Consider the following 26,016-nt stretch of genomic DNA (forward strand, 5'->3'; position numbering starts at 1 on the left):
GACGTCGGGGTGCGACAAAGTTCTCCCCTGAGCGGAAATTTCGAATAGAAGTCATGGCTGCCACAGTCGGACCTATGATGACAGGCCACCACGAACCTCTTCCTCAGAACTTGTAGCCAATCCGCAGTGTGCCGCCATGGCTGGAATAGGTGTCGGAAAATGAACCCTGGTAGCCGACGCGTAAACTGAAGCCGTCGGCGTTGGCGATGTCGACGCCCGCGCTTAGTCGGCCCGCCACATCGGCTAGCGGCACCGTGCTGTCGAAAGCGCCGACGCCGACTGGTGCATTGGCCAGCCGCGCTGACGTATCCCAGCTGTCAGCACTGCTGAAGCTCACCCCGGCGGCAGCATAGGCCCGCATGACCGTCGTTTCGTTCAGATCCACGCGCGTGCCAATCTCGATCGCCGGGGTGGTGGTGACGCTCCATTGGCGGGTATCGTCAATCAGGAGGTCTAGCGGACCGGCGCCCGACTCGCGATAGCCACTGGCGTGCGAATAGATCAAATCAAGGTCCACTAGCGGCCGCACATAGTAGGCGTCCTGTGCGAAGGTGTAAGCGGCGCGCAATCGGGCGCTGACATTGTAGACCTCCGGATCGCCCTCCGCCTGGCCGGCAAAGCCCAGAATCCGGATTGTGCGCTCGCTGTCGTACCAGCCATAGCTGCCGGAAACAGCGCCCGACAGAAGCCACGGACCGGTCTCGTGCTTCAGCGAGACGCCGGCATAAAGGACGTCGCCTTCGGCGTTGACGCGACCGTCGTCACCACGAATGGCGTTGCGGTCGTAGCCCCCGGCAAAACCGACGAACCAGTCGGGTGACAGTTCGACCTGAGCGCCCGCCTGCAGTGCATAGGTCGTGGTGTCGAAACCCGAGACGCCGCCGCTGGTCTTCTGGTCAAGCCTCTGTGCACCTGCCTGGCTCCACACGCACTCCGTCTCCGTCAGGAACGAGGTGCCCGCGGCAAACATCGGGCAGCTCAGCAGCAGATCGAGATGTTGCCGCGTCGTGGCGATGCTGCCGGCAGCGGCCGCTCCCGCGACACCAGGCGACAGATCGGACAGGGCCGACCCGTAGTCACCAGCATTGCCGTCGGCAAGCGAGCCGAGTGTGCCAAACAGCGTGCCGAAGGGACCGCCGCCGGCATCCCAGATCTCCTGCAGGTGGTCGGCGACTTTGTCCTGGTCTTCGTTCAGTGCAAATCCCGGCTCGGCAAAGTGGGCTGCCCCCGTCGCGACCGACAGCTCGTTTCCGGTTTGGGTGAGCACGAAGTCGAAGATCGCAGATCGCGCGCTCAGCGAGTGATCCAGGGTGCCGCCCGCAGTGAGGAACGACAATGTGATATCCGGCAAAACGCTTTCGGCACTCACCATGAACTCTCCGGCAAGCGTGGCGTCTCCGTCGACCGTCAGTCGATCGATGCGCAACCCGGCGAAATCGGCGTTGATCGCCAGCACGCCGTCCACGCTCTGCGCGAAGTTGCCTGCTATGCTCGTGGCGTCGACGGCCCCCGAATTCCCGACCGCCAGCCGGCCATGATTGAACACATCAGCCTCGTAGACCTCCGCACCCGTCAGCAACCCGCCCGCCTTGTTGACAACGGAGACCACCGGGTCGCTTCCGACGCGGGCTGTCTTCGATATTTTGGCGTCGACGGTGCTTGCCCCTTTGACACTGCCGTTGATGACACCGGCGTTGTTCACCACCATCAGCGTGCCGTCTGGGGACGTGTTTATTCCGCCGGTGTATTGCACGGCTACGCCCGAAGCTGCCGAGATCGTACCTCCAGAATTGACGGTCACTCCATTGTTCTGCCCGCCCGAGATCCAGACCCCGGCGCCATTGTCGCCCGAACCGCCAGTCACCGAACCATCCACCGTCACGCTGACCGTGCCGTTGTTTGCCGTGCCCGCGTCGCTTTGCGCAAATATGCCGATCGAGTCCTTGCCGGTTGTTCGGATTTCATTGCCGGCATCAAGCTTGATCGTTACGTCCCCGCTTTTTCCGGCCGAAGAGAGATTGCCGTTCGAGCCGATGAAGGCACTGTTCGCGTTGCCGCCGAAACCGCCGCCGCCGCCGATGGATTGTGCCAGCACGCCGAAGGAATAGTCGCCATCGGTGAAAATGCCACCGTCTATGATGACGGAGACATCGTCGCCGTCACCATAGCTGCCGGGACTGTTGCCTTTGAAGGAGAGCGGCGCGCCCGAAGCGCTGCCGCCAATGCCGCCGCCGCCGCCAATCGATTGGGCAACGATGCCGTGTGCGCCGATGCCGCGCGTGTGGACCGTGCTTTCGCTCGTCAGATCAACCGTGACGGCGCCGCCGTTCGTGTCGCTGCCGCCCGATCCCCCGACCACGATCGAGGTTATGCTGTCGGCTTCACCGGCACCGCCTATTCCGCCGCCGCCGCCGATTGATTGTGCGACGAGGCCGAACGCGCGGTCGCCAGAGGTGCTGAGCGCGGTGCCGATCGTCAGATCGACCTCGCCGCCACGACCGCCTACCCCTCCGCTACCGCCGACAATGAGGTCGATCACGTGGCTGTCTTCGTCCTTGGCAGCCTTGCTGCTTCCGGCACCGCCGACGCCACCGCCACCCCCGATAGACTGTGCGGCGATACCATGCGCGTCGTCGCCGCTGGTCGATAGATTGATCCAGCCCTGCGCCTGAACCTGGCCACCCGAACCGCCTGAGCCGCCCGAACCGCCGAAACCGCCGCCGACGGTGATCTTGCCCGCCGCCTGATCCGAACCGTCGCCGCCCTGGCCGCCGCCGCCGCCGATCGACTGCAGCAACACCCCATAGGCGCTGTATCCGGAAGTGTTGATACTGTTGCCGTGGTTGTCGTCGAAGGTGATGTCGACCTTGCCGCCATTTCCCCCCGCACCGCCGCGACCGCCGACGCCGACGGTTATGTTGGCTGTTGCCTGGCTGCCAGACGCGGTGGAGCTACCGCCGGCGCCGCCACCGCCACCGATCGATTGGGCAACGATGCCGTCGGCCCAATCGCCTGTCGTGTTTATACCGCCGGCATGCGTCAACGTGACCGTGTTGCCGTTTGCGGCCGTGCCACCGGTCCCGCCGTCGTCGATCGCGGCACCGACATTGACGTCGAAGCAGTAGCCGGATTTACCGTCGCCGTCGTCGCTCAGGCAATCACTGCCGCCTTGGTCATCGAGCGGCTCCGTATCGCCGGAGCTCGCCTGCCCCACCGAGCCGCCCAGCCCGCCACCGCCACCGATCGACTGCGCAAGCACGCCGTCCGCATCTGCGCCGGAGGTAGCAATATTGCCTGAAGTGGTGACGTTTACCGTTCCGGCCGAACCACCACTGCCGCCGGTCCGGCCAACGGAAACGCCGACCGAAGCGGAAAAATCGCCACTACTCCCTTTGGTTTCCTCGCCTTCGGGCAGGCTGGCGCTAGCCGACAGCCCGACGCTGACGCCCTGCGAAGTGCCGCCGCCTCCGCCGATCGACTGGACGAGCAAGCCGCGCGCACCCGTCCCGCTGGTCTTTAGGGCCGTGCCTGCGTCAAGATCGACTGTCGCCGCCCCGCCGCTGGCACCCCCGCTGCCCGAGCCGCCGACCCCGACATTTGCCGTCAGGTTGAAGCCACTGCCGATCTGCTTGCTGTTGACGCTTCCGACACCGCCATTGCCGCCGCCGCCACCGATCGACTGCACTACGATCGCGTTGGCATAGTCGTTGGCCGTCGTCACCGAGGCGCTGTCTTCAAGCGTGACCGTGGCAGAACCACCATTGCCGCCGCCGCCGCCCGCCCCCCCGACCGAGACACCGATATCGGCGCTGGCGGTATCCACTGTGCCGGCGGTCGTAGCCATCGACGACGCGCTTCCGCCATTGCCGCCGCCGCCGCCGATCGATTGTGCCACGAGACCATGCGAGGAAGCGCCTTTCGTCGAAACCGCGGTGCTGCCGTCCAGGATCAACGACACGTCACCGGCGGAATGGGTCGAGCCGCCGCTGCCGCCGACGGCCGTGGAGACGCTCATAGCCAGGGAGACGTCTTCGCCGGTTGGCACCGCCACCGTGAGCGCTTCGGCAATCGAGGAGCCGCCGGAGCCGCCGCCGCCACTGATCGACTGTGCAAGCACGCCGATGGCGTCGGTCACATCTCCGCCGTCCTGGCCGGTGCGCACAATGCTGTCGGTCAGGCCCACGGCGACCGCGCCGCCGGCACCTCCGGAACCGCCGGTGCCACCGACAGCCACCGACGCCGTGAATCCGAGACCTGCGGAATAGGAGCTTGCCGAACCGCCGGTGCCGCCGCCGCCACCTATCGACTGAGCCACGATCCCCGCGGCGTGCGAGCCCTGGGTTGTCAGCGTCAGCCCCTGGAAGCCGACATTCGCGGTGTTCGCGTAGCCGCCGCCACCGCCGCCGCCACCAATCTGAAAGCTGCCGAGTCCGGCATCGCCACCCGTGGCATTGCCGCCATTGCCCCCACCACCACCGATCGACTGCGCCAGTACGCCGACTGCACCTGACCCTGCAGTGGCGATGGAAATCACCTGCGAGGCACCGGAGCCCGTGGAACATTCGTCGCCGGTATTTTCATTGGTGACGCAAACTTTCCCGCCGTTGCCGCCGCCCGAGGCGCTGCCACCGACCCCCAGTGCCGGGATCCCGACCGACAGGTCGATCGCATTGCCGCCGTTGCCGCCACCGCCGCCGATCGACTGTGCCATGATTGCATGCGCCATCTCGCCCCGTGTGGTGACCGAGCCGCCGGTCAAAAATATGCCAGCCTCGCTGCCGTTGCCGCCGGCGCTGCCCGATCCTCCGACGGTGGCGATGCCCGCCGCCCCTCCACCCGAACCGCCGCCGCCGCCAATCGATTGCGCCAGGATGCCGATGGCGGCATCCCCGCCGGTACTGATGACGCCAGAATTCTGAACCTGCGCATTGCCGCCATAGTTACCGGAGCCGCCGGAGCCACCGATCGACAGAATTCCGCCAGCCATGCCCGCCGCGCCGCCGCCGCCGCTGATCGACTGGGCGATAATGCCGTGCGCCGAATAGCCGGAGGTGGTGATCATGCCGGCATTGAGGACGCTTGCCGTGTCAGCCGCCCCACCACTGCCGCCATCGCCGCCCAACTCGAGCGTGAGCCCGGCGGCAATGCCGCCCGTGCCGCCGCTGCCGCCGATCGACTGGACCAGGATACCGTAGGAATGCGCGCCCGCGGTCGCGATCGCTGCGTTGTTGTTGATGATAGCCGTGTTGCCAGTGCCGCCATTGCCGCCATTGCCCGCTCCGCCACCGAGCACGTCGGTGAAGTCGCCGCCGGTGCCGCCACCGCCGCCGATGGAATGCAGGGTGACGGCGGCGGAGTAGTCCCCGGTTGTCGAAATCCTGGAGGCGGCGCTTGTAAAGGCGCCCACGCTACCGGCGTCCCCTCCATAGCCGCCCCCGCCACTCGTGCCGACAATGGCAGTGTCGTCGCCGCCATTGCCTCCCTGGCCGCCAATGCTCTGGCCCAACAGACCGTAAGCGTAGCGGCCATCCGTCTGAACGCTGCCACCGGACAGGTTCAACTGGATCTGCCCCCCGTTCCCCCCTCGCCCGCCGGAACTGTTCTTCTCGCCGTCCTGGCCATTGCCGCCGCGTCCGCCCTGGCTCAACGCGATTACGCCGCCAAGATAATCGCCTTTCGTCGAAATGGTGCCCGAATGGACCGTCACGGTCGTTGCGGCGATCCCACTGCCGGGCCTGCCGCCCTCGCCGCCGGCACCGGCGACATTCGAACTCCAGCCGTCGCCACCATCTCCACCCCGAGTGACGGCGACGACGCCGCCCGAAAGCTCGCCCACTTCGCCGGTGGCGACGATCGTCATGTCTGCGTAGGTGTCGACATTTACGACCGAGCCGCCTCCGCCCACGCCGCCTTCATCGGAGCTGTCGCGCGAAGCCGTACCGTCGCTACCCTGGCTCTGCGCATGGATGCCGCGCACGCTGTCGGTATCGTTGGCGTAGATGCTGATCGCGCCGACGGTTGTATTGCCGGAAGAACCGTTCGCGATATCGATGAAGCCACCCGCACCGCCCGCGCCGTTGTCGTGGCCGCCCTGCTGGCCGATGGATTCGGCAGCAAGACCCCACGCATAGTTGAGGCCGTTCAGCGAACTCGTCGGGCTGCCGAGAGTAATCTGCCCGGTGTTGACGATGCCGATGGTGCCGCCGTTGCCCCCGCTGCCCCCCACCTGGTCGCCGGTCGCGCCGCTGTTTTGTTCGCCACCGCTGCCTCCCTTGCTCACGGCGAAGATCCCAGCCATGCCTCTGGCCGTGGTCGACTTGAGCGATTCCACGGCCAGCATCCCATAGTTGGTGATCGTTATCGCGCCTCCGGCGCCGCCAGCGCCACCGTTCGATTTGTAATTGTCATTGTCTCCGTCTCCCGAGCCGCCGAAACTCGTTGCCGAAATCAAACTGCCGATGGACCCCGGATCTGCGGATTGAGACAGGGTTATGGGGCCGTAATTGGTGATCGTCACGGTCCCGCCGACACCAGCGCGTCCCTCGTCGACACCGGCGCCACCCATCGTGTAGGTCATGATGACGCCGCCGGCGGAGTCCGTCGGCATGACATAAGGAAGGCCTTCGCCGGCGGTATACGTCGCACTCGTATTGATCGTTATGTTGGCTCCGGCTTCTCCGTCCTTTTCATCGTCGTGATCGACACCGCTGTCGCCCCAACAGGCCGACCAGGTGTATCCGTAGTTACCCTGGCCAATTGTCTGGTTGGGATCGCCACTGCAGCCTGCATAGGCGTCGCCTGCAATGCCCGCTCCACCCATGCCAAGCGCCAACACGATCAAAATGTGCGGCACGTGAACGCCATGACCGTTGACCGGGTAACCATTATTGCTGGGCGCGCGGGTGGTTAATCCACGCTGGACGCCGGCATCCGCGAGAGAAACTCGAGGAAGGGAAGTTTGAAGGAATGGCGATTGTTGCGGGACCAGGGACGAAGCGGCGCGCGACCGACGCCGAAATGCTTGCAAGACTGTCCCCGTGCGTTCGGCATACTTCATGCGACGAGCCCCCTAAAAAAAATGGAGCAAGCGAGGTCGGCTCCGGCGCATACGCAAATGCGCGCGAAGGGCTCGACTCCAACCAAGAAAATGCAAAGTCACTGTGACGGGACGGTATGCCAAACTCGGGAAAGGAATCTACAGAACAAAACTATCGAATTCTGATGAAAACTTGCATGGGAGAGCTTGAGCCCTTCCGAGGGCATGCTGAATAACGACAACCCACCGACGGTTGGGACGCGCGGCACAAGAAGGCTGGCAATCCCAAAATGGTTTTGCGACCAGAGAAAACCCCTCCCTCGAAATCGCAACAGATATTAACCGCGACGACTGACCACCATCCTAGCCTTGCCGGAGTATGGGCGCCGTCCTCGAAGCCGCTGCCTGCCAGTGGTGAAGAATTCACGGACGGCGCCCGCCAAGGCCCGAGGCTGCCAAGGCGCCGATGACAACAAGCAGAGCTCCGGCCACCGCTGCAAAGGAGACGGCGACGACGCCAAAAATTGCAAGCAGCGCCAGCGCGGCCAGTGGCGTTGCATATGCGATGCTTGAAATGAGCACGGTGTGGCCCATCCTGCTCGCGCGATCCCAAAGCACATTCGAAAGTGTCAGCGGAACGACGCCAATCACGGCGATCGCCGACAGTTGAGACAAGGAAAGGCTGGTGCGCACCTCGAAGACAAAGTGCAGGCCTATCGCAAGTACGGCCAACAACCCCATGGATGGTCCGATGACATCGCCGGGTTCACGGCCGCGCGATCGGATCGCGGCATAGATCGCAAAGGTCAGGCCGCTCAGGAACGCCAGAATGACACCGTAGGGATCGAAGCCCAGCGCAAACGTGGGACCGATCGCCAACCCCGCCCCGACAAAACCGAGCGCAATGCCGCTCAGGCGCAGCGGTCCGAGCCGTTCATGCTGCCATCGCGCCAGGATGAGAACCAGAAGAACCGGCCAGAGATAGGCAATGACGTTCGCCTCCGCCGGACCGATCCTCCGCATAGCGAAAAGATAAAGGACGTTGTTGGTGAGAAGAGCAACACTGACCAGGAGAATTGTTCGAGGGGGCGTTGCCAAGAAGGAGGCCGCCCGCCCTCTCATCAAGGCGAGCGACAATGACATTGCGAAACCCACGGAGGCGGCAAGCCCAAAAACAAGAAACGGCGGAGCCGGATGGGCCAACATAGCCAGGGTTGGCCACGTCGCCCAAAAAAGCACGGCGCCGATAGCGAAAGCTGCGGCCCGGGCACGCGGGCCGAGGGGCCGGCATGGACCGACCAACAGTGAAAACCGGAATAGGGACAGCGCAGCGTTCATGATCGCTCACACCGATGTCGCCAATTGGTCAGATCCAACCATGGCCGTCGAAGCACTGACCACAGAGGCCAGTCGTACCGTGCCGACCAGTTCGCTCTGCCCCACGGCGAGCAGTGACCGCAAGGCATCGAGCGCCTTGGAGAGGAGCCAACAATGTCGGATTCGACGGATTTCCCTCGCCTGACAGATGAAATTGAAAATGGTCTCGCCGCCTACATGACTGACCCGGAACTTTCACCAGCACCTCCAGGTCGAGCCAGCGCGATCGAAGCTATATTGCACGACTGGCTTGTCGCGCATCGGTACATGTCCGACGTGGCACAGCTCACTCCGGTCCGGTTGGATTCCGAAGGCGTAAATCGCGAGGAAGTGCAGTACCCCGGCTTTATCGATTAGCATCCCTTGTCCTGAATACGGCCCCTTGCAGTTTACATACTGGGACGCACACCGTCGGCACGGTGATTGAGGATCACCCTCACCGTCCGGTCGAGCCAACGGTTGTCCATTCCCGGGCAAAGCCTATGCCGAGGCTTTCTGAAACCAGCGAGGAGCCGAGTGGACGCGCCACTAAGAACGGCTGGATCGAGTCGATCCGGAATCCGATGTCGCACTCCCCGAAACCAGGGAAGTGTCGGCACGACTTTCGTTGACGTTGCCGGTAAGACCGTGAATCGGTCGATGAACGGACAGACGGACCGGATCACCAGCTACGGAACAACAAGACCGAGCCAGCCAATGCTGCCACCTTCACTTGTGGCGATGGGGAGGGACGACGACGACGGGCGGCAGTGCGAGCCGCCGAGTGAGCTCGGAATCAGAGCCAGCTGCGTCCGTCAGGACCACTGCACCCGTAAGGCGGAAGATTGCCTTCGAACCTCGATTGCATCTTTTGGCAACCCCAGTTCCGCAAAGGGAGCGGCATGTACCCATTCAGCGCGATCCCTACCTCGTCGTAAGGGCTTTCGCCAAACGCAACATACATGTACCAGCGCCCACCAAACATCACCATGACCGCAACGGAAATGACGATAACGACTTGAACCAACTTCTTGATATTAAATCTCCTTCAGTATCAGAAGCGGCCTTCTACATGGTTTTGTCTCTTGCGTTCAAGGGCCTGGTCCGCCTTTGCGCCTGCGTCGAACATCTCCAGCAAACACAGCACTGCCCCCGCGATACCGCACAATCCATGCAGTGCCAGTCGATGACCCGTTCCTGACGATACATTATGCGATCATTTTGGCCCAGAACGTGAACATCCTAGCAACAAGCCATCCGCCGCCTTGTGAACAGCGGCTCGCTTCAAGCACTGTGCACTTTGGCTACGGGCAGGATGCGGTGGTCCGAAGCGGACAACCAGTTCGTTACACAGGACGGGCTGACCGAGGCGGCCAATCGCGGCATACCGCTGTCTGAAGCGATGCAGCAGTCGCTGCACAAGTCCGTCACCCAGGCGGCGAGCTACTACAACAACGCCGAACGCAAGAACGGACGAGCGGCTCGACTGATCGTCGAGGAGGAATTTGGGTCTGACGGCCCGAACGGTGCTCAGTAGACCAGTCGCGTTCGTATCGTTCCGGGAATTCCGCGCAGAGCCTGAAGAATCTCGTCGGCATTTGTGGAAATTCCATCGGCCTCGACCACGACATAGCCCGTGTCGCCAAGCGTCTGAAGGAACTCAGCGACGATGTTCAGCCCGCGCGACGAGAAGATCTCGTTGAGCTGAATAAGCATTCCAGGGCGGTTTTCATGCACGTGAATAAAACGCGTGCCGTTCGGGCGCTCGGGCAGCTGTACCTGCGGAAAGTTAACCGCGCCCATCGTTGAGCCGATGTCGGAATACTCGACCAGCTTCCTTGAAACCTCCCCGCCGATGCGCTCTTGGGCTTCCTCAGTTGAGCCGCCGATATGCGGCGTCAGGATGACATTGCTCAAGCCTTGCAACGGCGTCTCAAAACGCTCGTTGTTCGATGCCGGCTCCTTGGGGAACACGTCGACCGCGGCACCCGCCAGATGCCCGTCCTTCAGGACTTTCGCAAGCGCGTCGAGATCGACAACGGTGCCACGGGAATTGTTGATGAAGATGGCGCCCTTCTTCATGCGGCGCAATTCGGCTTCGGTGATCATATTATGCGTCGACGATGTCTCGGGAACATGCATTGTCACATAGTCAGAGATCTCAAGAAGTTCGCCGAGGGAGGCCATAGATTCCGAATTGCCCCGGCGCAGCCGATCGGAAAGATCGAAGTAGCGCACGACCATGCCCATGCTTTCGGCAAGCGCGCTGAGCTGCGATCCGATATTTCCATAGCCGACAATGCCCAGCGTTTTGCCGCGGACCTCCCGGCTGCCGACAGCGGTTTTCTCCCACCCACCTTGATGCGCGGAAGCCGAGCGCGGAAAAATCTGCCGTGTCAGCATGATAATCTCGCCGATCACAAGCTCGGCCACGGATCGCGTATTTGAATAGGGTGCATTGAACACCGGAATGCCGCGCCGCCGCGCCGCATCCAGATCGACTTGGTTCGTACCGACGGAAAAACAGCCAACGGCGATCAATTTCCTGGCGGATTCGAAAATCTCGTCCGTCAACTGCGTGCGGGAACGAATGCCGATGATATGAGCGTCGGCGATGTGGCGCTTAAGATCCTTGTCGTCCAGCGCCTTCGGCAAATGAATGAGGTTGGTGTAGCCGGACGACGAAAAGTAGTCCACGGCGGTCTGGCTGATACCTTCCAGTAGAAGCACGGAAATTCGGTCGCGTGGGAGAGAAAGTTGGCGGCTCATAAATGTTGCTCCGATTTCCGGAAGATCGATGTGGCTTGGGGGCCATGAAGATTTAAGCGGCCGGACAGGCTAATATCAACACACTGATACCGCGAACAAATCTCAAGATACCGCGTTTTCCATGCTTTTGAGCCAAAGGTTGGCAAGAAGGATGGCCTAGGCTTTCCGGCCCTCCCAACCGACTGGAAAACCTGACCCACGAATGGTCGATCCGGCGGATACCAGCTCCCCTCCCCTGCGTGAGCCGTACTGCTATCATGCGGTCCCCTTTTCTGCTGTCCTAGAACGGCATTGTCAGGTCTTGGCCGATCTCCCTTGCTCCTGCTCTGAGACAGTCCGTGAGTCGGCCCCGCTCATCTTCTGTGAGCATTCCCGCTCCCGTGCGGATGCTGTTCTACCACTGAGCGCCCCGAACAGTGCCTCGTTGTAGACAAGCGTAAGGTCGCCCGCTCGTCGCGTTTGATGGAGAACCTCGAATAGAATCGCTGCCTGTCTAACATCCTTGTCCCGCTTGATTGCGCTCGGTCCGTCGCTGTGTCGGTGTGAAGCCCACCAGCATGGGCGCTGATGCGTTTCCAGACGTGTCGGTCCATCTGGCGGCCCAAGCGGAAAGAAAGTTGTCTTTTGGCACCCTGACGACCATTGCCGCGTATCAGGATCGCAAAGCCCTCAAACTGGCGTCACAGGAAGCAAGCCGCGACGGCTTCGCCGGATACTCCGATCATCGAATGGGCGCGCAAGATCCTGCGAAAGGCCGACTAGCCCGCCGTCCACGTCAGCCAAGCATGGCCATCTTCAACTCCGCCTGGCGGCCGAGCGAGGTCATCCATTCGGCAAACTCCGGTCGGCTCTTGATCTGGCGACCGTAGTGGCGGCGAAGCGCGGTGGTGAGTTCGCTTCCGCGGCCGAGTTGTTCATCGGCAAAGCCGATCATCTGAGAGTTCGGCCAGGCCTGCGGACGGATGGCCGCAAGACGGGCAAAGAGGCTCTCGCCTGACGCATCCGGGTTTGCCTGCGCCATCAAAGTCAGCATCGCGGCGGTCGAGCGCGACACGCCCATATGGCAATGCACCAGAACATGGCTCGACGCCTGCTTGTTCTCGCGTGCGAGGAAGTCGGCACCAAAGCGCAGGATCGCCTCGACATGGTCCGGGCGCGGCATCACCCGGTCCGGTGCTGCAGCAATGATGTCGTGGAAGCGCAAGGTCGTGCGATGATGCTCGCCATAAGTGCCGAAGGCCTCCAGTTCCGGGAGTTCAGGATCGACAATCGACAGGACGTGGGTCACGTTCCGACTGCTTTGGCCCGGCAGTTCGTCGATCCCGCAAACGGTCAGCACTGGAGAAAAAGTCGCTTCCATGTCAATTTTTCCTCGGTCCGGTTTATTAAGCGCCTTCCTCGCATCTACGCGCAAGCAGGGCAAAGAGCACGTCCAGCATCACATACATCGGAGCGCGGCCGGTCGGCACGATGAGGGGATGGGTTGAGGCGCGGTAAGCGTTGAGATTGATGTTTTCATCGGCAAGGGAGGCGACGACGGAGCCGCCGGGAGAGATGGAGACTATACGTGCGCCAGCCTTCTTCGCAATCTCCATGTTCGAAATAAGGTAGCTCGTGCGGCCGGAGAAGGAGAGGACGAAGAGCACATCTTCTCCCGTCAAGCGGGGTGCCGAAACCATCTGCAACGTCGGATCGGAATAGGCAACGCTTGCGACGCCCAGCGAGGCAAGGCGGTGTTGCGTTTCGCCAGCGAGGAAGCCGGAGCCGCCATAACCGTAGACGTCGATGCGGCGGGCCCTGGCGAGCAGTTCGACGGCACGACGAAGTGTCTCGAGGTCAAGATCATGACGGGCCTCGCGCAAGGATTCTGCGGCGCGGTTGAAAACGTCATCGACGAGGCTCGTAAACGGGTCGCCGCCGCCCTCCACCGGGCTTGGCGGCGCCTGGCGCACGGCGAGCTGTTGGGCGAGCTTCAGGCGGAAATCCGGAAAGCCATCGCAATCGAGTCGCCGGCAAAATCGGATGATCGAGGGCTCGCTGACATTGGCGATGCGCGCCGCGTCGGTGATCGACCAGGTGATCGCCGTGCTCGGAGTGTCGAGGATCGCCTCGGCGATCCTGCGCTCGGCGGGGGTGAACTGCGAGAGAGACTGCCTGATCAGATCGAGCATGGAACCCTTCGTTCCGGCATAGAGGGATTGTTGAACATGAGGATCACAATGTCCCATCAGCCATGAGCTTCGACAGGCAGGACGATTGATAGTCAAAACCGGCCTGCGCCACAACGAGCCTCTTCACCGATCCGAGTGTCTCTTCGCGCGGGTGAAGCGACCGACCCCCACCATCTTGGACCACGACGAGACCTCCGGCCGCCTCGACGAGCTGGATGCCGGCCGCGATATCCCAGGCGCTGAATTTCGATTCGTAGGCGACCGCCGCGCGGCCGCAAGCGACATAGGCGAGATGCAGCGCGCATGAGCCGAGACGGCGCACGGCACGGAAGGAATTGACAAGATCGGCATGTGCCTCCTGTGCCGCGCGCGACGGGCGCTCTCCCTCATAGGGAGCATTGCTCAAAAGTTCGACTTCGCGGTCGATGCGCCCACGCAGGAAAGGCTTCACCTCACTCCCGTTCAATGACAGCTGCCCGCCGGTCGCCAGGAAGAGCTCCTCGCGGATCGGATCATAGACGATGCCGCAGATCGGTTCGCCGACATGGTACGCCGCGATCGAGACGCAGAAGAAGGGCAGGCCGGAGGCGAAATTGCTGGTGCCGTCGATCGGGTCGATGATCCACGTCGTATCGCCTTCGCCTTGCAGGCCACCTTCTTCTCCGAGGATCCGTGATGCCGGTAGCCGCGACCGGATGATCTCGCAGGCCGCAGCTTCCGCCGCCTTGTCTGCGGCGGTAACGATGTCGAAGAACCCGGCCTTCTGCTGGGTTTGCAGCGTCTCCGGACTAGCCTCGAGGAAGCCCTTGCGGGCAACGGCGCCGGCAGCAAGCGCGGCTTCGTGAGCGACGTCCACGATTACCCGGTGCAGATCATGGCGGATGGCTTGGTTAAGGGTCATGCGGCTTTTCCCATGGCGTCGGCTTCATTTTCCGGCAGGATCCAGACAGGCCTGCTATCGACGGAAAGGCGCAGCGTCTGGCCGACTTCGGCAACGCCCGTCCGATAGTATTCGGTATCGAGGAAGATGCATTCCTGGCCTTCGAGGTCGGTCAGATATTCGACATAGGCGCCCTGGAAGACGACGCGGCGCACCTTTGCCTCCATCGTGCCCTCGGGTTCGACCCGGATGTGCTCCGGCCGCACCACGCAGCGCACCTCCTGGCCCGGTCTGAAGACGCGACCTTCGTTCGAAAGATCAAAGGCCATGGTGGATGTGATCCGCACGCGAACGACCGCAGCGTCTGCAGTCTCGACCTTGCCGCGCAGAAGATTTGCCTTGCCCATGAACTCGGCGACAAAGCCGGTTCCGGGGCGGGAGTAGACGTTGAGCGGCGTGTCGCCCTGCTCGATAACGCCGTTGCGCATCACCACCACGCGGTCGGAGATGGCCATCGCCTCGCTCTGATCATGGGTGACATAAAGGCTCGCAATGCCGAGGCGCAACTGAATGGCGCGCAGTTCATCGCGCATGCGCTCGCGCAACTGTGCATCGAGGTTGGAGAGCGGTTCGTCGAACAGCAACACCTTCGGCTGCGTGACGACGGCGCGGGCAAGCGCCACACGCTGCTGCTGGCCGCCGGAAAGCCGCGAGGGCGAGCGATCGGCGTATTGGGCAAGCGCCATGGTATCGAGCATGGAATCGACGCGGTCCTTCATCTCCGCGCGCGGCAGGTTGAGCAGACGCACGCCGTATTCAACGTTTTCGCGCACGCTCATGTGCGGGAAGAGCGCGTAGCTCTGGAACACCATGCCGACATTACGCGCATTGACGGGAACGTTGGTGACGTCACGTCCGCCGATGGTGATCGTGCCGTCGCTGGGAGTCTCGAAGCCGGCAAGCATTCTGAGCGTCGTCGTCTTGCCGCAGCCGGACGGGCCGAGCAGCGTGACGAGCGTGCCTTCCTCGATCGTGAGGTTCAGCCGGTCGACGGCGGTCGCTCCGGTGACACCCGGGAAGCGCTTGCTGATGTTGGAGAAGATGACTTTCGACATGGGCTTACCTCTTCGAGGTCGACGTGAGGAGGAACTGCATGACCGCAAGAATGGCGAGCACGACGAAGACAAGGATGCTGCAATAGGCGGCGGCGACACCGAGCTTCAGCGTCTCAACCTGCGACAGAATGGTGACCGTGATCAGCGTCCAGTTGGCGGAGACGAGGAAGATCACTGCGGACAGCGTCGTCAGCGAGCGGGTGAAGGCGTAGGACAGAGACGTGAACAGCGCCGGTTTCAGGAGCGGTAGCGTGATCTCGAAGAAGGTCCGTGTGTTGGACGCACCGAGGACGGTGGACGCCTCCTCGATCGACTTGTCGATCTGGCGGAGCTGGTTGGAGCCGGCCTCGATCCCGACCTGCAGGTTCTTCACCACCATCGCCGCAACGACGATGAGGGCGGTTCCGGTCAGGAGCAGAGGCGGCGCGTTGAAGGTGCTGACATAGCCGATGCCGAGAATGGTACCCGGTGCTGCGAACGACAACAGCGTCCCCCAACGCAGCAGGAAGCTGCACGGGAAAGCCTTGCGGACGAGCAGATAGGCGATCAGCATGCCGGCAATCGCGGTCACCGGCGTCGCAACACCCGCAAGCAGCAGCGAGTTGCTGAGCGTCTCGAAGCCCGCCGTGAAGACGGTCTTGTAGTGGGCGAGCGTCAGCGTATTGTCGACGCCGGGCAGTTTCGTGAACGAGACGTAGATCACCGTCACATAGAAGGCGAGAATGGTGAAGGCGACCACGTAGCACAGGATCGTCAACGGGATCACGACGGCGCCGGAGATCCGGATCGTTTGGGCCGTCGGCTTGCCGGTGACAGTCACATAGCTGCGCTTGCTCACCCAGTAGCGATGGATGAGGAAGGCCGTCATGGACGGGACCAGCATGAGGCTCGCAAGCAGCGCACCCGCCTGCAGATTGAAATAGCCCACCATTTGCGAATAGGCCTCGACGGCAAGCGTGTTGAAGTTGCCGCCGATCAGCATCGGATTGCCGAAGTCTTCAACCGACTTGACGAAGACGAGCAGGGTTGAACTGAGGATCGCCGGCGTGACGAGCGGAAGCGTCACCCGCGAAAAGGTCGTCCAGCGTGAGGCCCCCAGAGATGCGGAGGCGTCCTCCAATGCGCTGTCGATCGACTGCAGCATGCCGCGAATGTTGAGATAGGCGATCGGCGTGAAGGCAAGCGACTGGATCAGCACCAGGCTATGGAAGCCATAGACATTGGCATTGCGGATGCCGAGCAGTTCGCGGGTGATGAGGCCCGAGCGGCCGAAAAGAATGACGACCGCCAACGCCATCACGAACGGCGGCGAGATAATCGGAAGCAGCGCCACGCCATGAATGAAGGTCTTGCCGGGCATGGTCGTTCGCGTCGCCGAAAAGGCGAGAAGGAAACCGGCTGCGGTGGCGATGACCGCCGAGGTGGCGCCGAGCAGCAGCGTGTTAACCAGCGATTCCCAGACGAAGGATTGGGAAAGCGTATCGGCGAGCGCAGCGAAATCGAAGCCATGGTCGGTGACGACCGCCTGCTTCATGACGGTAAAGATGGGCAGGACGGCGAAGACCAGCACCGAAAGCGTGACGAGGGCGAAGAGGCCGAACAGCCATGGGTCGATGGTGATCCTTCGCAGGAAGGCCGGCGATGCCCCCGTCCGGCCGGACGGGGTCGCTTGCGAGACGAGGGTCATGTCGGGGCTCCTTGCCGGCCTTACTTGGCGTCGGCCTTGTGGCGCACGTCGCTTTCGTAGCGCTGCAGGAGCCGCGCGCGGTTCTCACCGGCCCAGGTAAAGTCGTAGTCGATCATCTTCACGTTGGAGAGATCGATCTTCGCCTCCGGGTTCTTGTAGCCGGGCACGATCGGGCCACGGAACGTTGCACCTATAGCCGCCTGACCCTTGTCCGTCAGAACCCAGTCCAGAAACGCCGCGGCGCTCTTCGCCTGCTCGTCCGACGCGTTGGCGATCGCGGCCGCAGCATTCACCTCGAAGCCCGTACCCTCTTCCGGGAAAGAGTAGCCGACCGGATACCCTTGAGCGATCGCCGCCTCGATGTCCTGGGTGTAGGCCATGGCAAGCGCAATCTCGTTGTTGGCGACCATGCGCGATGGCGCCACACCCGAGCGGGTGTATTGCACCACGTTCTTGTCGATGTCCTTCATCAAGGAGAAAGCCGGCTCCTCGCCGAATAGCTGAACCATCGAAGCAAGAGCGACATAGGCAGTGCCTGAAGATGCCGGGTGAGCAAGCGCCACACTCTCATGGAAGGTTGCGTCTGCAAACGACTTCCAGCTTGTCGGCGGCTTGGCGCCGGTTTCGTCGAGAACCTGTTGGCTGTAGGCAAAGACGATCGGCGACAGCGAGATCGGTGTCCAGCGGCCTTCCTTGTCGGTGTAGCGCTGGTCGACCTTCTCGATACCGGTCGCCTTGTGGGCGGCGAGCAACCCTTCGCTGGCTGCCTGGATGAAGTTGTCGGCCGCTCCTGCAAGCCAAAGGCCCGCCTGCGGATTGTTCTTCTCCGCCCGGATACGCGCGAGGATCTCGCCGGCGCCGATGCGCACGAACTGCGCTTCGATCCCGGTGTCGTCCTTGAAGGCTTTCAGCACAGCACCGCAGTCGTCTTCCGACATCGGGCAATAGACGGTCATGGCCGCGGCACTGGCGCTGCCGGCGGAAAAGACGTGTGAGCACAGGACTGCGAGCGCTGAAGCCAGCGCGAAACGGCGTGACATGTTGATTTCCTCCAAATGAAAGCGACGGCCCCCTTTTGTGAAAGCCTTCCCGGGCTCTCAGGTCTCACTCGCCGTGCATGAGTGTTGGTATAGCGAGGAAATCTACATCTGTCAAAGAAAATGTAAGAAAGCTACATTCTTGAATATTGAGGGGATGATACGCGTGGTGAAGTGGCATTGCCCGAGGGTGTGGCCAATGAAAGTTGGGAAGCGGAGGGAAGACGCAAACGGTGTTTTCTGAAAACAGCAGATCAAGGCTCCGGCGCTGACACTTCGGAACGAAGCCCATTGCGAAGCCGAAGAGCCGGCCCACTTTTTCGAGTGTCTCCAACGTCGCGTTCGCGTCACCAGCTTCGATTTCTGCTATCTGGCAACGGCTAAGGCCGACGCCGGACGATGGGTCTCTCGCTCACAGCACAATCGTTCCGTCGCCAGTTGTTTCGAAGCGTTCCCATCGGCGTGGATCAGGGATCCCCACTCTGATGTGTCAAAGCGGGCGGTCTCAGCCAGGCGATGAAACTTTCTAAAGTCCGTTGCGGGAACAAGAGCGAGGCGCAGCCGTTCTACCATCAGACCTGCCTCACGAGCCCGCCCATGGAGCCGCGGCGGAGGGGAAAGGGATCTGACAGTGGCAACGCGCGCAATCATGCCCCTACTCGAATAGAAGCAGCGCGCTGCAGCACACTGCCACAGCCACAACGAATACTCGCACGTTTCTCGCACGACCTTCGGGCAAGGTTCGCTAGCGAGACCAATGCGTTGCGAAAGAGTTGCATTGCGATTCGTCGCCTGGAGGAAAAATGCGTCAGCAGACAAAACCGTTTATCGTTGAGATCAAGCATTCCCGAAAGCTGAAACCCAACGGCGAAAAACTATCGATCTGGGGGAAACTGGATTTGAGCGTTGCCGAGGAGCACGTGGCATCCGAGAACCCAGTAGAGGCACCGGCCGCCATCGAAAGCGGCGACCGACCTTAGCGCCGCGATCGGCGCAAAACCTCAAGGGCCATTTCAAACATCTGTCGTGTCCGGCTGCAGCCCATTACGAAGCGCGGCCGCGCGCCAGAATGGAAGGGTCGCTGTTCGCGTTCAGGCGCTATTGCTGGATCGGGGCATTTCAACGAGCCTCGCCGAGCCGATAACAGGCGCTTTTTTTGCGAAGCTTAATGGTATCGAAAGCGTCTGATTATACCAAAGCCTCATGCTTGGGGGTGGGTTTCGAAGTCTTGTATTGGCAGTATTTCTGCTTCTGTTGATGCTGACGCACCTGGGCGTTGGATCGACCCACGCTGCTGATTCCAGCAACATTCGCAATTCCTGCTGGGCATCCGGCCGCATCTCGGAGAACGTCATCAACATAGCTTTGGCCGCGGAGCGGTGGCTCTGTGATGACCGGAAATTCTCGATTGATTCCGAGCGAGTGCTGCTTCGCTTCGATCTCAGGCCGGGCGATAGCCTTCCTCGATATTTTCTCTCAAGGCGGAGCGCACTTAAGGCGGTGCATCTGCTTGCAATCGACCAGAACGGGACGGTGCGGCAAGCCTCCGCTTCCGCAGCAGCGTTGCCCAGCTCAATGGCCGCCGGTGGGTATTTCAAGGCTCCCCTGCCTGGCGTGACCGATGCGACGCGGCAAATCGTCGTCGCCATCGACTTGCCTAGCCACCGGATGACACTGGAGCGAGCATACCTGGCACCAGAGGATGTCGCAGGCAACAGCATCGAGGATATGCAACCCCTTATGATCGTTGCAGGCCTTGCGGGCATGCTCGCCATGCTTCTGATCTTCAATGGGGCGTTCTATCGGATCCTGCGCGAACCTTTTATTCTCTGGCACTCGGCTCTGACGCTCTCGTTGCTGATGACCATTGTGACCTCATCAAGTTTGTCAGTCGTCTTCTTCGACCCTCCCGCCATGACGTTGAGCTGGATGACCACCTTGCTCTTCGGGATGACCGTCGCATCAGGAGCGATGTTCACGTACAGCTTCATCGAACCTGGACTGATGCATCCTGCACTACGGCGTCTGCTACCCTATTGCGCGGCATCGGCATTGTTCCTGAGTGCGTTTCACGCGGCATTCCCGTTCGTTGCTCGGCCAATACAATCGACGGCGTACACGGCTTCGTTTGCACCGATCCTCATCATTTTCATACTGTCGATGATCGACGCATTGCGCCGCGGGAGCCGCGCGGCAAAATTTCAGGCAGTCGGATACACGCCAATGGTCGCGGTCGGGTTGACCCGTCTTGTGACGGGCGTCGTCCCCTGGTTCGAGAGCATCGATGCCACGCTCGCATTTTATACTGGCTGTCTATTCGAAGCCCTCTTCACCACGCTCGGCGTAGCTGATCGCTTCGTGACCATGAAGCGAGAGCGAGATCGCGCACGCATCGAAGCTGATCTGCTTGAGCGGCTTTCCGAAACAGACCCGTTGACGGGCTTGCTCAATCGGCGGGCTATTGAGGGACAATTTGGGCAGCTTCGAGCTGAAGGCTTTGCAACATTGGCGGTCATTGACCTTGATCATTTCAAGTCAATCAACGACGTAAGCGGCCATGTCGTTGGTGATGCCGTACTCAAGGCTGTCGCCAGTGCCTTCCAGCCTGGGCCGGACGTGAGGGCATACCGTCTTGGTGGTGAAGAGTTTGTGCTACTCACGCGCGGCAATGGCGCCGCCACCTTGGCCGAACGCCGGCGGCAGGCGATTCCGGCAATTGTCGCCAATGTCGTTCCCGGTCTCAAGCGGCCCGTAACCGCCAGCATGGGAGTGGCGGATGCCCTCGGCGATGAAGATTTCGAGAAACTCTATGAACGGGCCGACAAACTGCTCTACGAAGCAAAGAGTGCGGGCCGAAATCGAACGCGGAGTGCCCTCAAGGCAGCGACGGATCAGGAAATCTTTGCGAGAGAACAGGCCTTCGCCGACTAGAGCACTCACTGTGCTGCACGAACTCGGGCGGAGTTTTCCAGGATCTGAAGCGTGAACTTGCTTTTGGCGCGAACGGGGCACTGAAACGACAGTATTTTGCCAATCCACTGGCCGTGGAGCGGACGACTGCTGGTCTAAGCCGCAGCAAAACCGAGCGACGAGCCGAGACGGTACCTTACCTGATGCCCCCTATAGGGATGCGGCAACCGAGCCGCCTCCGTCCAGCCCCGATGGGGGAGCCGTTACATTTGCGTCAAAACCGCAGAAAAGGTAGGGGTGCACCCCAATGGCAGCGGCCGCCAACGCGACCGCCGCAAATCCGAAAAAACATGCAAGGCAGACCATGAGCGACCAGAACGACGACTACGTGTACGACGATGTAACGGGTGAGTGGCGGCCAGCCTCCGAACTCGCTGCCGAAAAAGCAAGAGCCGCCGAGGTACGCGATGCGTCAGGCACCGTCCTTGCAGATGGTGACTCGGTCGTTCTGATCAAGGATCTCAAGGTCAAGGGTGCCGGGCAAACGCTGAAGCAGGGAACGGTCATCAGGTCTATCCGGCTGACTGATAACCCTGAAGAAATCGATTGCCGCCATGAGACGATCAAAGGTCTCGTTTTGCGCACCGAGTTTGTTCGCAAGCGCTAGGCGATCGGAGGGTCGCCTGTGAAACAGGCAGCCCTGTCTCCATCCAACCGCGCGACAATGAACTGTCGTCGGGCGCCGCCGACGGTTCACGTCGAAGACCAAAGGAAAGCCGGACTACCATTCGGCTCAGTGCCAAGGGCGCCATAATCACGCGGCAGCTCAGCGCCGACGTCTTCGAAGCCTCCGCCTCAAGGGCCGAGGGAATTTCACCGCTTCCACGCTCGACGGAAGAGACAACTCATCTCAGAGCGGCAACCTCCTTCGCATCTGGCAAGAAGAGCGCCGCCCAATGATCAGATCGAACACCATGAAGGTCAGGCAGAGCCAACGATCCTCTGTCTGCTCACCAAAAGAGATTTGCTATCCAGCGCTGATCTGGCGAAGAGCCACGTCGGAGACAATTGTCCGGCCACGCCGACGCCCTTTGCCCAGCTTCATACGCCCTCCGCGGACACGAACATTCGATCTACCCCGAATCCCCGCGATGCCGGCCAAATTCGCCGGGATCTAACTATCTAATTTCTCTATACTAAACCTCCTAGCAGAAGCTATTTGTCTATCTACTTCCGCCACCTGAGCTGAAATCGATCACATCTCGACAGCGGCGTCGTCGCCGCTGGGCTCGAACTGCCATTGGGGGACGACCAAGACGCGACGCAAATGGCCTAATCACCACGTCCAATTATGGCGCGAGCCCGCGGCCTCGCGGTCTCCTCCCCTATCCCGAGTTAGAAGGTCTGCTTCTCGATATCGTCGTCCCCTATCTCTCGCGGATAGTCGACCTTCACGCGCTCAGCCGGCCAACCAATACTTTCGGCGGCAGGCAGTTTAGATCCCCATCGCCACCGGCGCTGCGTGCCGGAACGCGACCGAGACATCCCGAAACGCAAGATGGCCGCCATGGCTCAAGTTTCGGCAAAACTGGCAAGCCGCCGGCCACCGTACATGAGAACGGTCGGCAGCAGGGGCACGACCGCCAAACGGCGAGTTGTCAGCGACCCCGGCAATCGGACGTGGCAGCATTGCGGATCGGGAATTGAGGAGAACCGGTTCACGCCAGGCCGAGCGACAGGCCCCCTCTTCCCAGTCTTTCGATCTGCCCCGACCAAGAGAAGCGACCACGACGAACCCGTCATCCCGATCCGCCGACCGATTTCGGCGCAGAACGGCCGGCCCGATGAGGTTCAGATCAAGGAAGTGCCCTTGCTCCATCGTGTCAATCCACGAGTGATGGCGATAGGCGCGCCCGCGCCGCAGTCGCTCTACGTGACCGCAATGAGCTGCCGCAAACCAGCCGGGCACAACCCCTGTATTGCCGAAATCTATCCCGTGTCCATGCGATGGCCGCATCGCCCCGGGTTTTCACATGGAGAGGCGATATCACCTCAATACTGGCGCCGCTGAAAGGCCCGCGTCCAGCGAGCCCTTGGCTCTTGTCGGTGAAATGACCGAGCGTCGACGCTTACAGGGATTCGATGCCGGCTGGTCGGATCTTTCCCAAGGCGGTACCTCCATTCACGGCGTCGAACCAACCATGAAATCGTTACCTGGAACGACGGAGTGGAGGACGCACTTGCGGACGAACAGCTCAAAAGACGGCTGGCACGCGGTCCTGACGCCGACAGTCGAACATCAACCGGCACTCTGAGATCCCGAAACACGATGCGCCTGACGGCGCGCCCGCGAAACAAAGTGATTTTAACACGAACCTCGGAAGGCCCGAATCTAATCAAAGCGCCGCGGATCTAAGAACCTTATCGGCTCCCTCCCTTATGGCGCGTATAGACGCTGAATGCCTCGGGGCAGGCTTTTTTTCGTGCGCTACCGGGGATCCGCGAATTTGTTTGCAAGCGCACTTCCAATCCCCGTCGAACGTTGGACCAGGACCTATCGAATGTCACAGAAGTGAGTTCGAAGCGGCACCAGCGAAGACAGAGGGAGCCCGCGCGCCCTTGACCCAGGGCGCCGCAATCCGGCGGAGCTGCACCACTCCCGCGCTCGCAATTTCGTCCGCTTGGGAGATCAATTTAGGGGCCACATATCAAAGTGCAGCAAAAGCCGATTTCATCACACCGGGCCTCCGGGCGCTTACAAACCCGGCTAACAACCCAAGAAGTCCCCAACAAGGATTGCATCTCGAGTGCGCGGTCGCTACGCCGGACTCGTCACAGACCTGTACTACCCATACCAGCAGATCGGCGACGAACGCTAGAGAAGCAACCCTCGCGGCGGCGATTTTGTTTGGAAGTTTGCAGGCAGTCGCGCCAAGCATCCAACATCTCCTTTGCTTTCTGAAGCGACTTTCGACAGTGATGCCATCCGTAATCCAGCAAGAGATAGTCGGAGCCAGGGTTGAGCCACGATCGACGCGAAATCAATTTGAGACGAGCGCCGGCGCCCAAGCACCTTCAGACAAACTTCAAACACCCACGAAGGGTACGGCGTGAGCGGCTGCCGTTGCTTCGTCTAGCCCAAGCAGACGTCGCATTTGGGAATGATGGCCCCGGGGCAGCCTTTCCTGACAGGCCTCCGCATTAGAGGTCGCCACCGGTCGATCAATTTCGGACCTAGCTTTCGCCCTTTGTTATCCTTACCCGATAGCCTCGGAAAGTGGCCCGCACCCGCGCTCGTCGCCAGCCGTCTCTGGAATATCCTGAAGCCGCAAGATGGTTTCTAGCTTCCAATTGAAGGCCCTGATATCGGAAGGCGCGGCTTGCGTGGCTAGAGATTGGCTTACAAGCTCATGTTTAGCGGCACGGGTTCGGACCTTGTCAGCTGACAAGGTCTGTTCGCATTGGATCATCTGTCGCGACTGCGCCGGATACCCTCAACCACGGTTCGACAAAAGCAACATAGAAGCCTTGTCAGCTGACAAGGTCTTCGTACACCGCACTAAGGCCACCGAAGCCACATACGCACCTCGTCTACGAGCGCAGTTGGTTGACGGTAGTTCACTCAAAGATGCTACCTTTGGTTGCTTATCGCATCTCCGAGGTTGGCAGCACCGGAACCAGCGCGCGAAAGGTCCGAAGAGATGTCTTGATCTCAAAGCCCCCGCAATCCCGACATCACGGCAAAAGCCCGCCCCGTCGCTGCTCATGCGCACAGATCGCGACAGCATCCATCGGGATGCAGGGGCGGGGAGCCGCCTAACGCTTGCAAGATCCCGACAGCACCGGCAAAACCAAAGTCCCGTCAGAGACTCCCAAGAAATTGGTCCGGCAATCGGCGCGCATTGGTAATAGCCAGATTCAATCCCGCAGCTGCCACTTACGACTTTCGGTACCTAAGTTGCCAAGGCCTTCGTGCACTGCCGCGTCACCCGGTTCAATCCTGACGTCTGTTGTTGCGGCCAGCCCGCGTGACCCGACACCTGCGGGTGGATGGTCTTCGAGTGCTACGATCCTCATGTCCCGCCGTTGCTATCCCTTCGCTGCATCCAACGCACGCAAGGCCCACTCCCTCGTCTATCCAGCGCCTTGTTTGGAAAATGCCCTCGACGCGAAACCCAAACCTTACGTCCCGGATTCAACCTCTTTCGATGACCTCGACCAATCTTATGCGTGCCAACGATCGCTTGGCTTGCTGGCCGTCGCTTTCGCCGCGCGATCTTTGACGGCATTTCGCGATAGGTCTCGCGGCGTGGCCTCCGTAAGCAATTTGGTTCGAGATCTTCGGCGAGAAGCCCGTGTTGGCCTGCGCGAGATAAACAACAGATCAATCAGATCAACTTGTACGCCGTCGCGACCTCTTTCGCAGGAACGTAGAGACGCAAGCCGACACGATCGAGCCCGCGCCAACGCCGCCCAACCCAATGGTTACGTTGCCGAATACCAGCGCTGAAAGATCAGTGCGATCAGATTGCGGGGTTCGACTTCTGATCGCTCTGGCGACAAGTCGTTGTCGTCGCCAACTTCCGAGCGAGGGATGCGGAGCCCTGAGCCGAGAAATTGGAGCCTCCAGTCTGACTTGTCGAACAGTGATGCAGACAAAAGGGCAGGGGGTAGTCCTCTGCGCCTGGTTGACCGCTTGCGAAACGCTAAGGGAGAAGCGGAGTTCATGAAGCTTCTGCCGAAGGCGACCCACTTTGCTATTGAACGCAGCCAGTCCAGTCTCATGATTAGCCAGGTCATCGCCGGAAGAGATGACGGTCGGAGAAGGGGAGGGCGCTCGCGCGATATACGCAGGAATGTAGCAGATGCAAACTGTCCGACGTCAAAGAGGTCGGATCTCTCAGTTCTCCAGCCTTCAGTTTTCAGAACCACAAGACGTGAGACGCCCAGATCGGGTTCGACCGGCTCTTTGGCGATCAAATCGCATTGCTCAGCCGATAGAGATCGTCAATGGTGCTACAGAGTGCAGGGTTCGATGGCAGAAGTCTTCCGGGA

Annotated in this window: 14 protein-coding genes and 1 pseudogene; 5 read left to right on the forward strand and 10 right to left on the reverse strand. The window is 61.1% G+C overall.

Annotated elements, in window-relative coordinates:
* Positions 1-103: 103 nt before the first annotated feature.
* Together OKW20_RS22240 and OKW20_RS22245 are read right to left on the reverse strand one after the other, a co-directional pair.
* Positions 104-6,820 (reverse strand): autotransporter outer membrane beta-barrel domain-containing protein, encoded by a 6,717-nt coding sequence (locus tag OKW20_RS22240; protein ID WP_429175819.1) that lies wholly within the window; start codon positions 6,818-6,820, stop codon positions 104-106.
* A 639-nt stretch (positions 6,821-7,459) separates the two neighbouring features.
* Positions 7,460-8,374 carry a DMT family transporter gene (locus OKW20_RS22245; RefSeq protein ID WP_429175431.1) on the reverse strand — a complete coding sequence of 305 codons (915 nt, stop codon included), beginning with the start codon at positions 8,372-8,374 and terminating at the stop codon, positions 7,460-7,462.
* A gap of 153 nt (positions 8,375-8,527) precedes the next feature.
* Here OKW20_RS22245 and OKW20_RS22250 point away from each other — a divergent pair, with 153 nt between their 5' ends.
* Complete coding sequence (locus OKW20_RS22250) at positions 8,528-8,770, forward strand: hypothetical protein (RefSeq protein WP_429119185.1); 243 nt, start codon at positions 8,528-8,530, stop codon at positions 8,768-8,770.
* 937 nt (positions 8,771-9,707) lie between these two features.
* Positions 9,708-9,929: a hypothetical protein gene (locus OKW20_RS22255; protein WP_429175836.1), complete on the forward strand. Its 222-nt coding sequence runs from the start codon at positions 9,708-9,710 to the stop codon at positions 9,927-9,929.
* On the opposite strand, the gene serA is transcribed toward OKW20_RS22255, so the two are convergent.
* From serA to OKW20_RS22295, 8 genes and pseudogenes are all read right to left on the reverse strand, one after another.
* Complete coding sequence (gene serA, locus OKW20_RS22260) at positions 9,923-11,161, reverse strand: phosphoglycerate dehydrogenase (RefSeq protein WP_429175433.1); 1,239 nt, start codon at positions 11,159-11,161, stop codon at positions 9,923-9,925. The two genes, OKW20_RS22255 and serA, sit on opposite strands and share 7 nt — an antisense overlap.
* A 775-nt stretch (positions 11,162-11,936) precedes the next feature.
* Positions 11,937-12,521, reverse strand: a complete 585-nt coding sequence (locus OKW20_RS22265; RefSeq protein WP_429175435.1) for a tyrosine phosphatase family protein — start codon at positions 12,519-12,521, stop codon at positions 11,937-11,939.
* A gap of 25 nt (positions 12,522-12,546) precedes the next feature.
* On the reverse strand, positions 12,547-13,332 hold the full coding sequence (locus OKW20_RS22270) for a MurR/RpiR family transcriptional regulator (protein ID WP_043619439.1): 786 nt from the start codon (positions 13,330-13,332) through the stop codon (positions 12,547-12,549).
* Between the two features lie 43 nt (positions 13,333-13,375).
* Positions 13,376-14,233: an inositol monophosphatase family protein gene (locus OKW20_RS22275; protein WP_429175438.1), complete on the reverse strand. Its 858-nt coding sequence runs from the start codon at positions 14,231-14,233 to the stop codon at positions 13,376-13,378.
* Entirely contained in the window at positions 14,230-15,327 is a 1,098-nt protein-coding gene (locus OKW20_RS22280) for an ABC transporter ATP-binding protein (RefSeq protein WP_429175441.1), read from the reverse strand. Before OKW20_RS22280 ends, OKW20_RS22275 begins: the two co-directional genes overlap by 4 nt.
* Before the next feature lie 4 nt (positions 15,328-15,331).
* Positions 15,332-17,014, reverse strand: a complete 1,683-nt coding sequence (locus OKW20_RS22285; protein ID WP_429175444.1) for an ABC transporter permease — start codon at positions 17,012-17,014, stop codon at positions 15,332-15,334.
* Between the two features lie 20 nt (positions 17,015-17,034).
* A complete protein-coding gene (locus OKW20_RS22290; RefSeq protein ID WP_082006082.1) occupies positions 17,035-18,054 on the reverse strand; it encodes an ABC transporter substrate-binding protein in 1,020 nt (339 codons plus the stop codon).
* A gap of 265 nt (positions 18,055-18,319) precedes the next feature.
* A pseudogene (locus OKW20_RS22295) lies at positions 18,320-18,442 on the reverse strand (helix-turn-helix domain-containing protein); the annotation flags it as partial.
* A gap of 412 nt (positions 18,443-18,854) precedes the next feature.
* Here OKW20_RS22295 and OKW20_RS22300 point away from each other — a divergent pair.
* The 3 genes from OKW20_RS22300 to OKW20_RS22310 all read left to right on the forward strand — a co-directional run bounded on the left by OKW20_RS22300 (position 18,855) and on the right by OKW20_RS22310 (position 21,628).
* Entirely contained in the window at positions 18,855-19,031 is a 177-nt protein-coding gene (locus tag OKW20_RS22300; RefSeq protein WP_197067158.1) for a hypothetical protein, read from the forward strand.
* Positions 19,032-19,284: 253 nt separating this feature from the next.
* Positions 19,285-20,982: a sensor domain-containing diguanylate cyclase gene (locus tag OKW20_RS22305; RefSeq protein WP_429175447.1), complete on the forward strand. Its 1,698-nt coding sequence runs from the start codon at positions 19,285-19,287 to the stop codon at positions 20,980-20,982.
* A gap of 343 nt (positions 20,983-21,325) precedes the next feature.
* Positions 21,326-21,628 (forward strand): alkylphosphonate utilization protein, encoded by a 303-nt coding sequence (locus OKW20_RS22310; RefSeq protein WP_043619433.1) that lies wholly within the window; start codon positions 21,326-21,328, stop codon positions 21,626-21,628.
* Positions 21,629-26,016: the final 4,388 nt, after the last annotated feature.

The organism is Ensifer sp. LBL (assembly GCF_050435225.1).
Taxonomy (GTDB): domain Bacteria; phylum Pseudomonadota; class Alphaproteobacteria; order Rhizobiales; family Rhizobiaceae; genus Ensifer.

Excerpts from the sequence above, each read along its gene's own strand:
- OKW20_RS22300 (WP_197067158.1), top strand. The coding sequence starts at position 18,855 with ATGCGTCAGCAGACAAAACCGTTTATCGTTGAGATCAAGCATTCCCGA.
- OKW20_RS22310 (WP_043619433.1), top strand. The coding sequence starts at position 21,326 with ATGAGCGACCAGAACGACGACTACGTGTACGACGATGTAACGGGTGAG.
- OKW20_RS22245 (WP_429175431.1), bottom strand. The coding sequence starts at position 8,374 with ATGAACGCTGCGCTGTCCCTATTCCGGTTTTCACTGTTGGTCGGTCCA.
- OKW20_RS22250 (WP_429119185.1), top strand. The coding sequence starts at position 8,528 with ATGTCGGATTCGACGGATTTCCCTCGCCTGACAGATGAAATTGAAAAT.
- OKW20_RS22265 (WP_429175435.1), bottom strand. The coding sequence starts at position 12,521 with ATGGAAGCGACTTTTTCTCCAGTGCTGACCGTTTGCGGGATCGACGAA.
- OKW20_RS22270 (WP_043619439.1), bottom strand. The coding sequence starts at position 13,332 with ATGCTCGATCTGATCAGGCAGTCTCTCTCGCAGTTCACCCCCGCCGAG.
- OKW20_RS22285 (WP_429175444.1), bottom strand. The coding sequence starts at position 17,014 with ATGACCCTCGTCTCGCAAGCGACCCCGTCCGGCCGGACGGGGGCATCG.
- OKW20_RS22280 (WP_429175441.1), bottom strand. The coding sequence starts at position 15,327 with ATGTCGAAAGTCATCTTCTCCAACATCAGCAAGCGCTTCCCGGGTGTC.
- OKW20_RS22275 (WP_429175438.1), bottom strand. The coding sequence starts at position 14,233 with ATGACCCTTAACCAAGCCATCCGCCATGATCTGCACCGGGTAATCGTG.
- OKW20_RS22240 (WP_429175819.1), bottom strand. The coding sequence starts at position 6,820 with ATGGGTGGAGCGGGCATTGCAGGCGACGCCTATGCAGGCTGCAGTGGC.
- OKW20_RS22255 (WP_429175836.1), top strand. The coding sequence starts at position 9,708 with ATGCGGTGGTCCGAAGCGGACAACCAGTTCGTTACACAGGACGGGCTG.
- OKW20_RS22290 (WP_082006082.1), bottom strand. The coding sequence starts at position 18,054 with ATGTCACGCCGTTTCGCGCTGGCTTCAGCGCTCGCAGTCCTGTGCTCA.
- serA (WP_429175433.1), bottom strand. The coding sequence starts at position 11,161 with ATGAGCCGCCAACTTTCTCTCCCACGCGACCGAATTTCCGTGCTTCTA.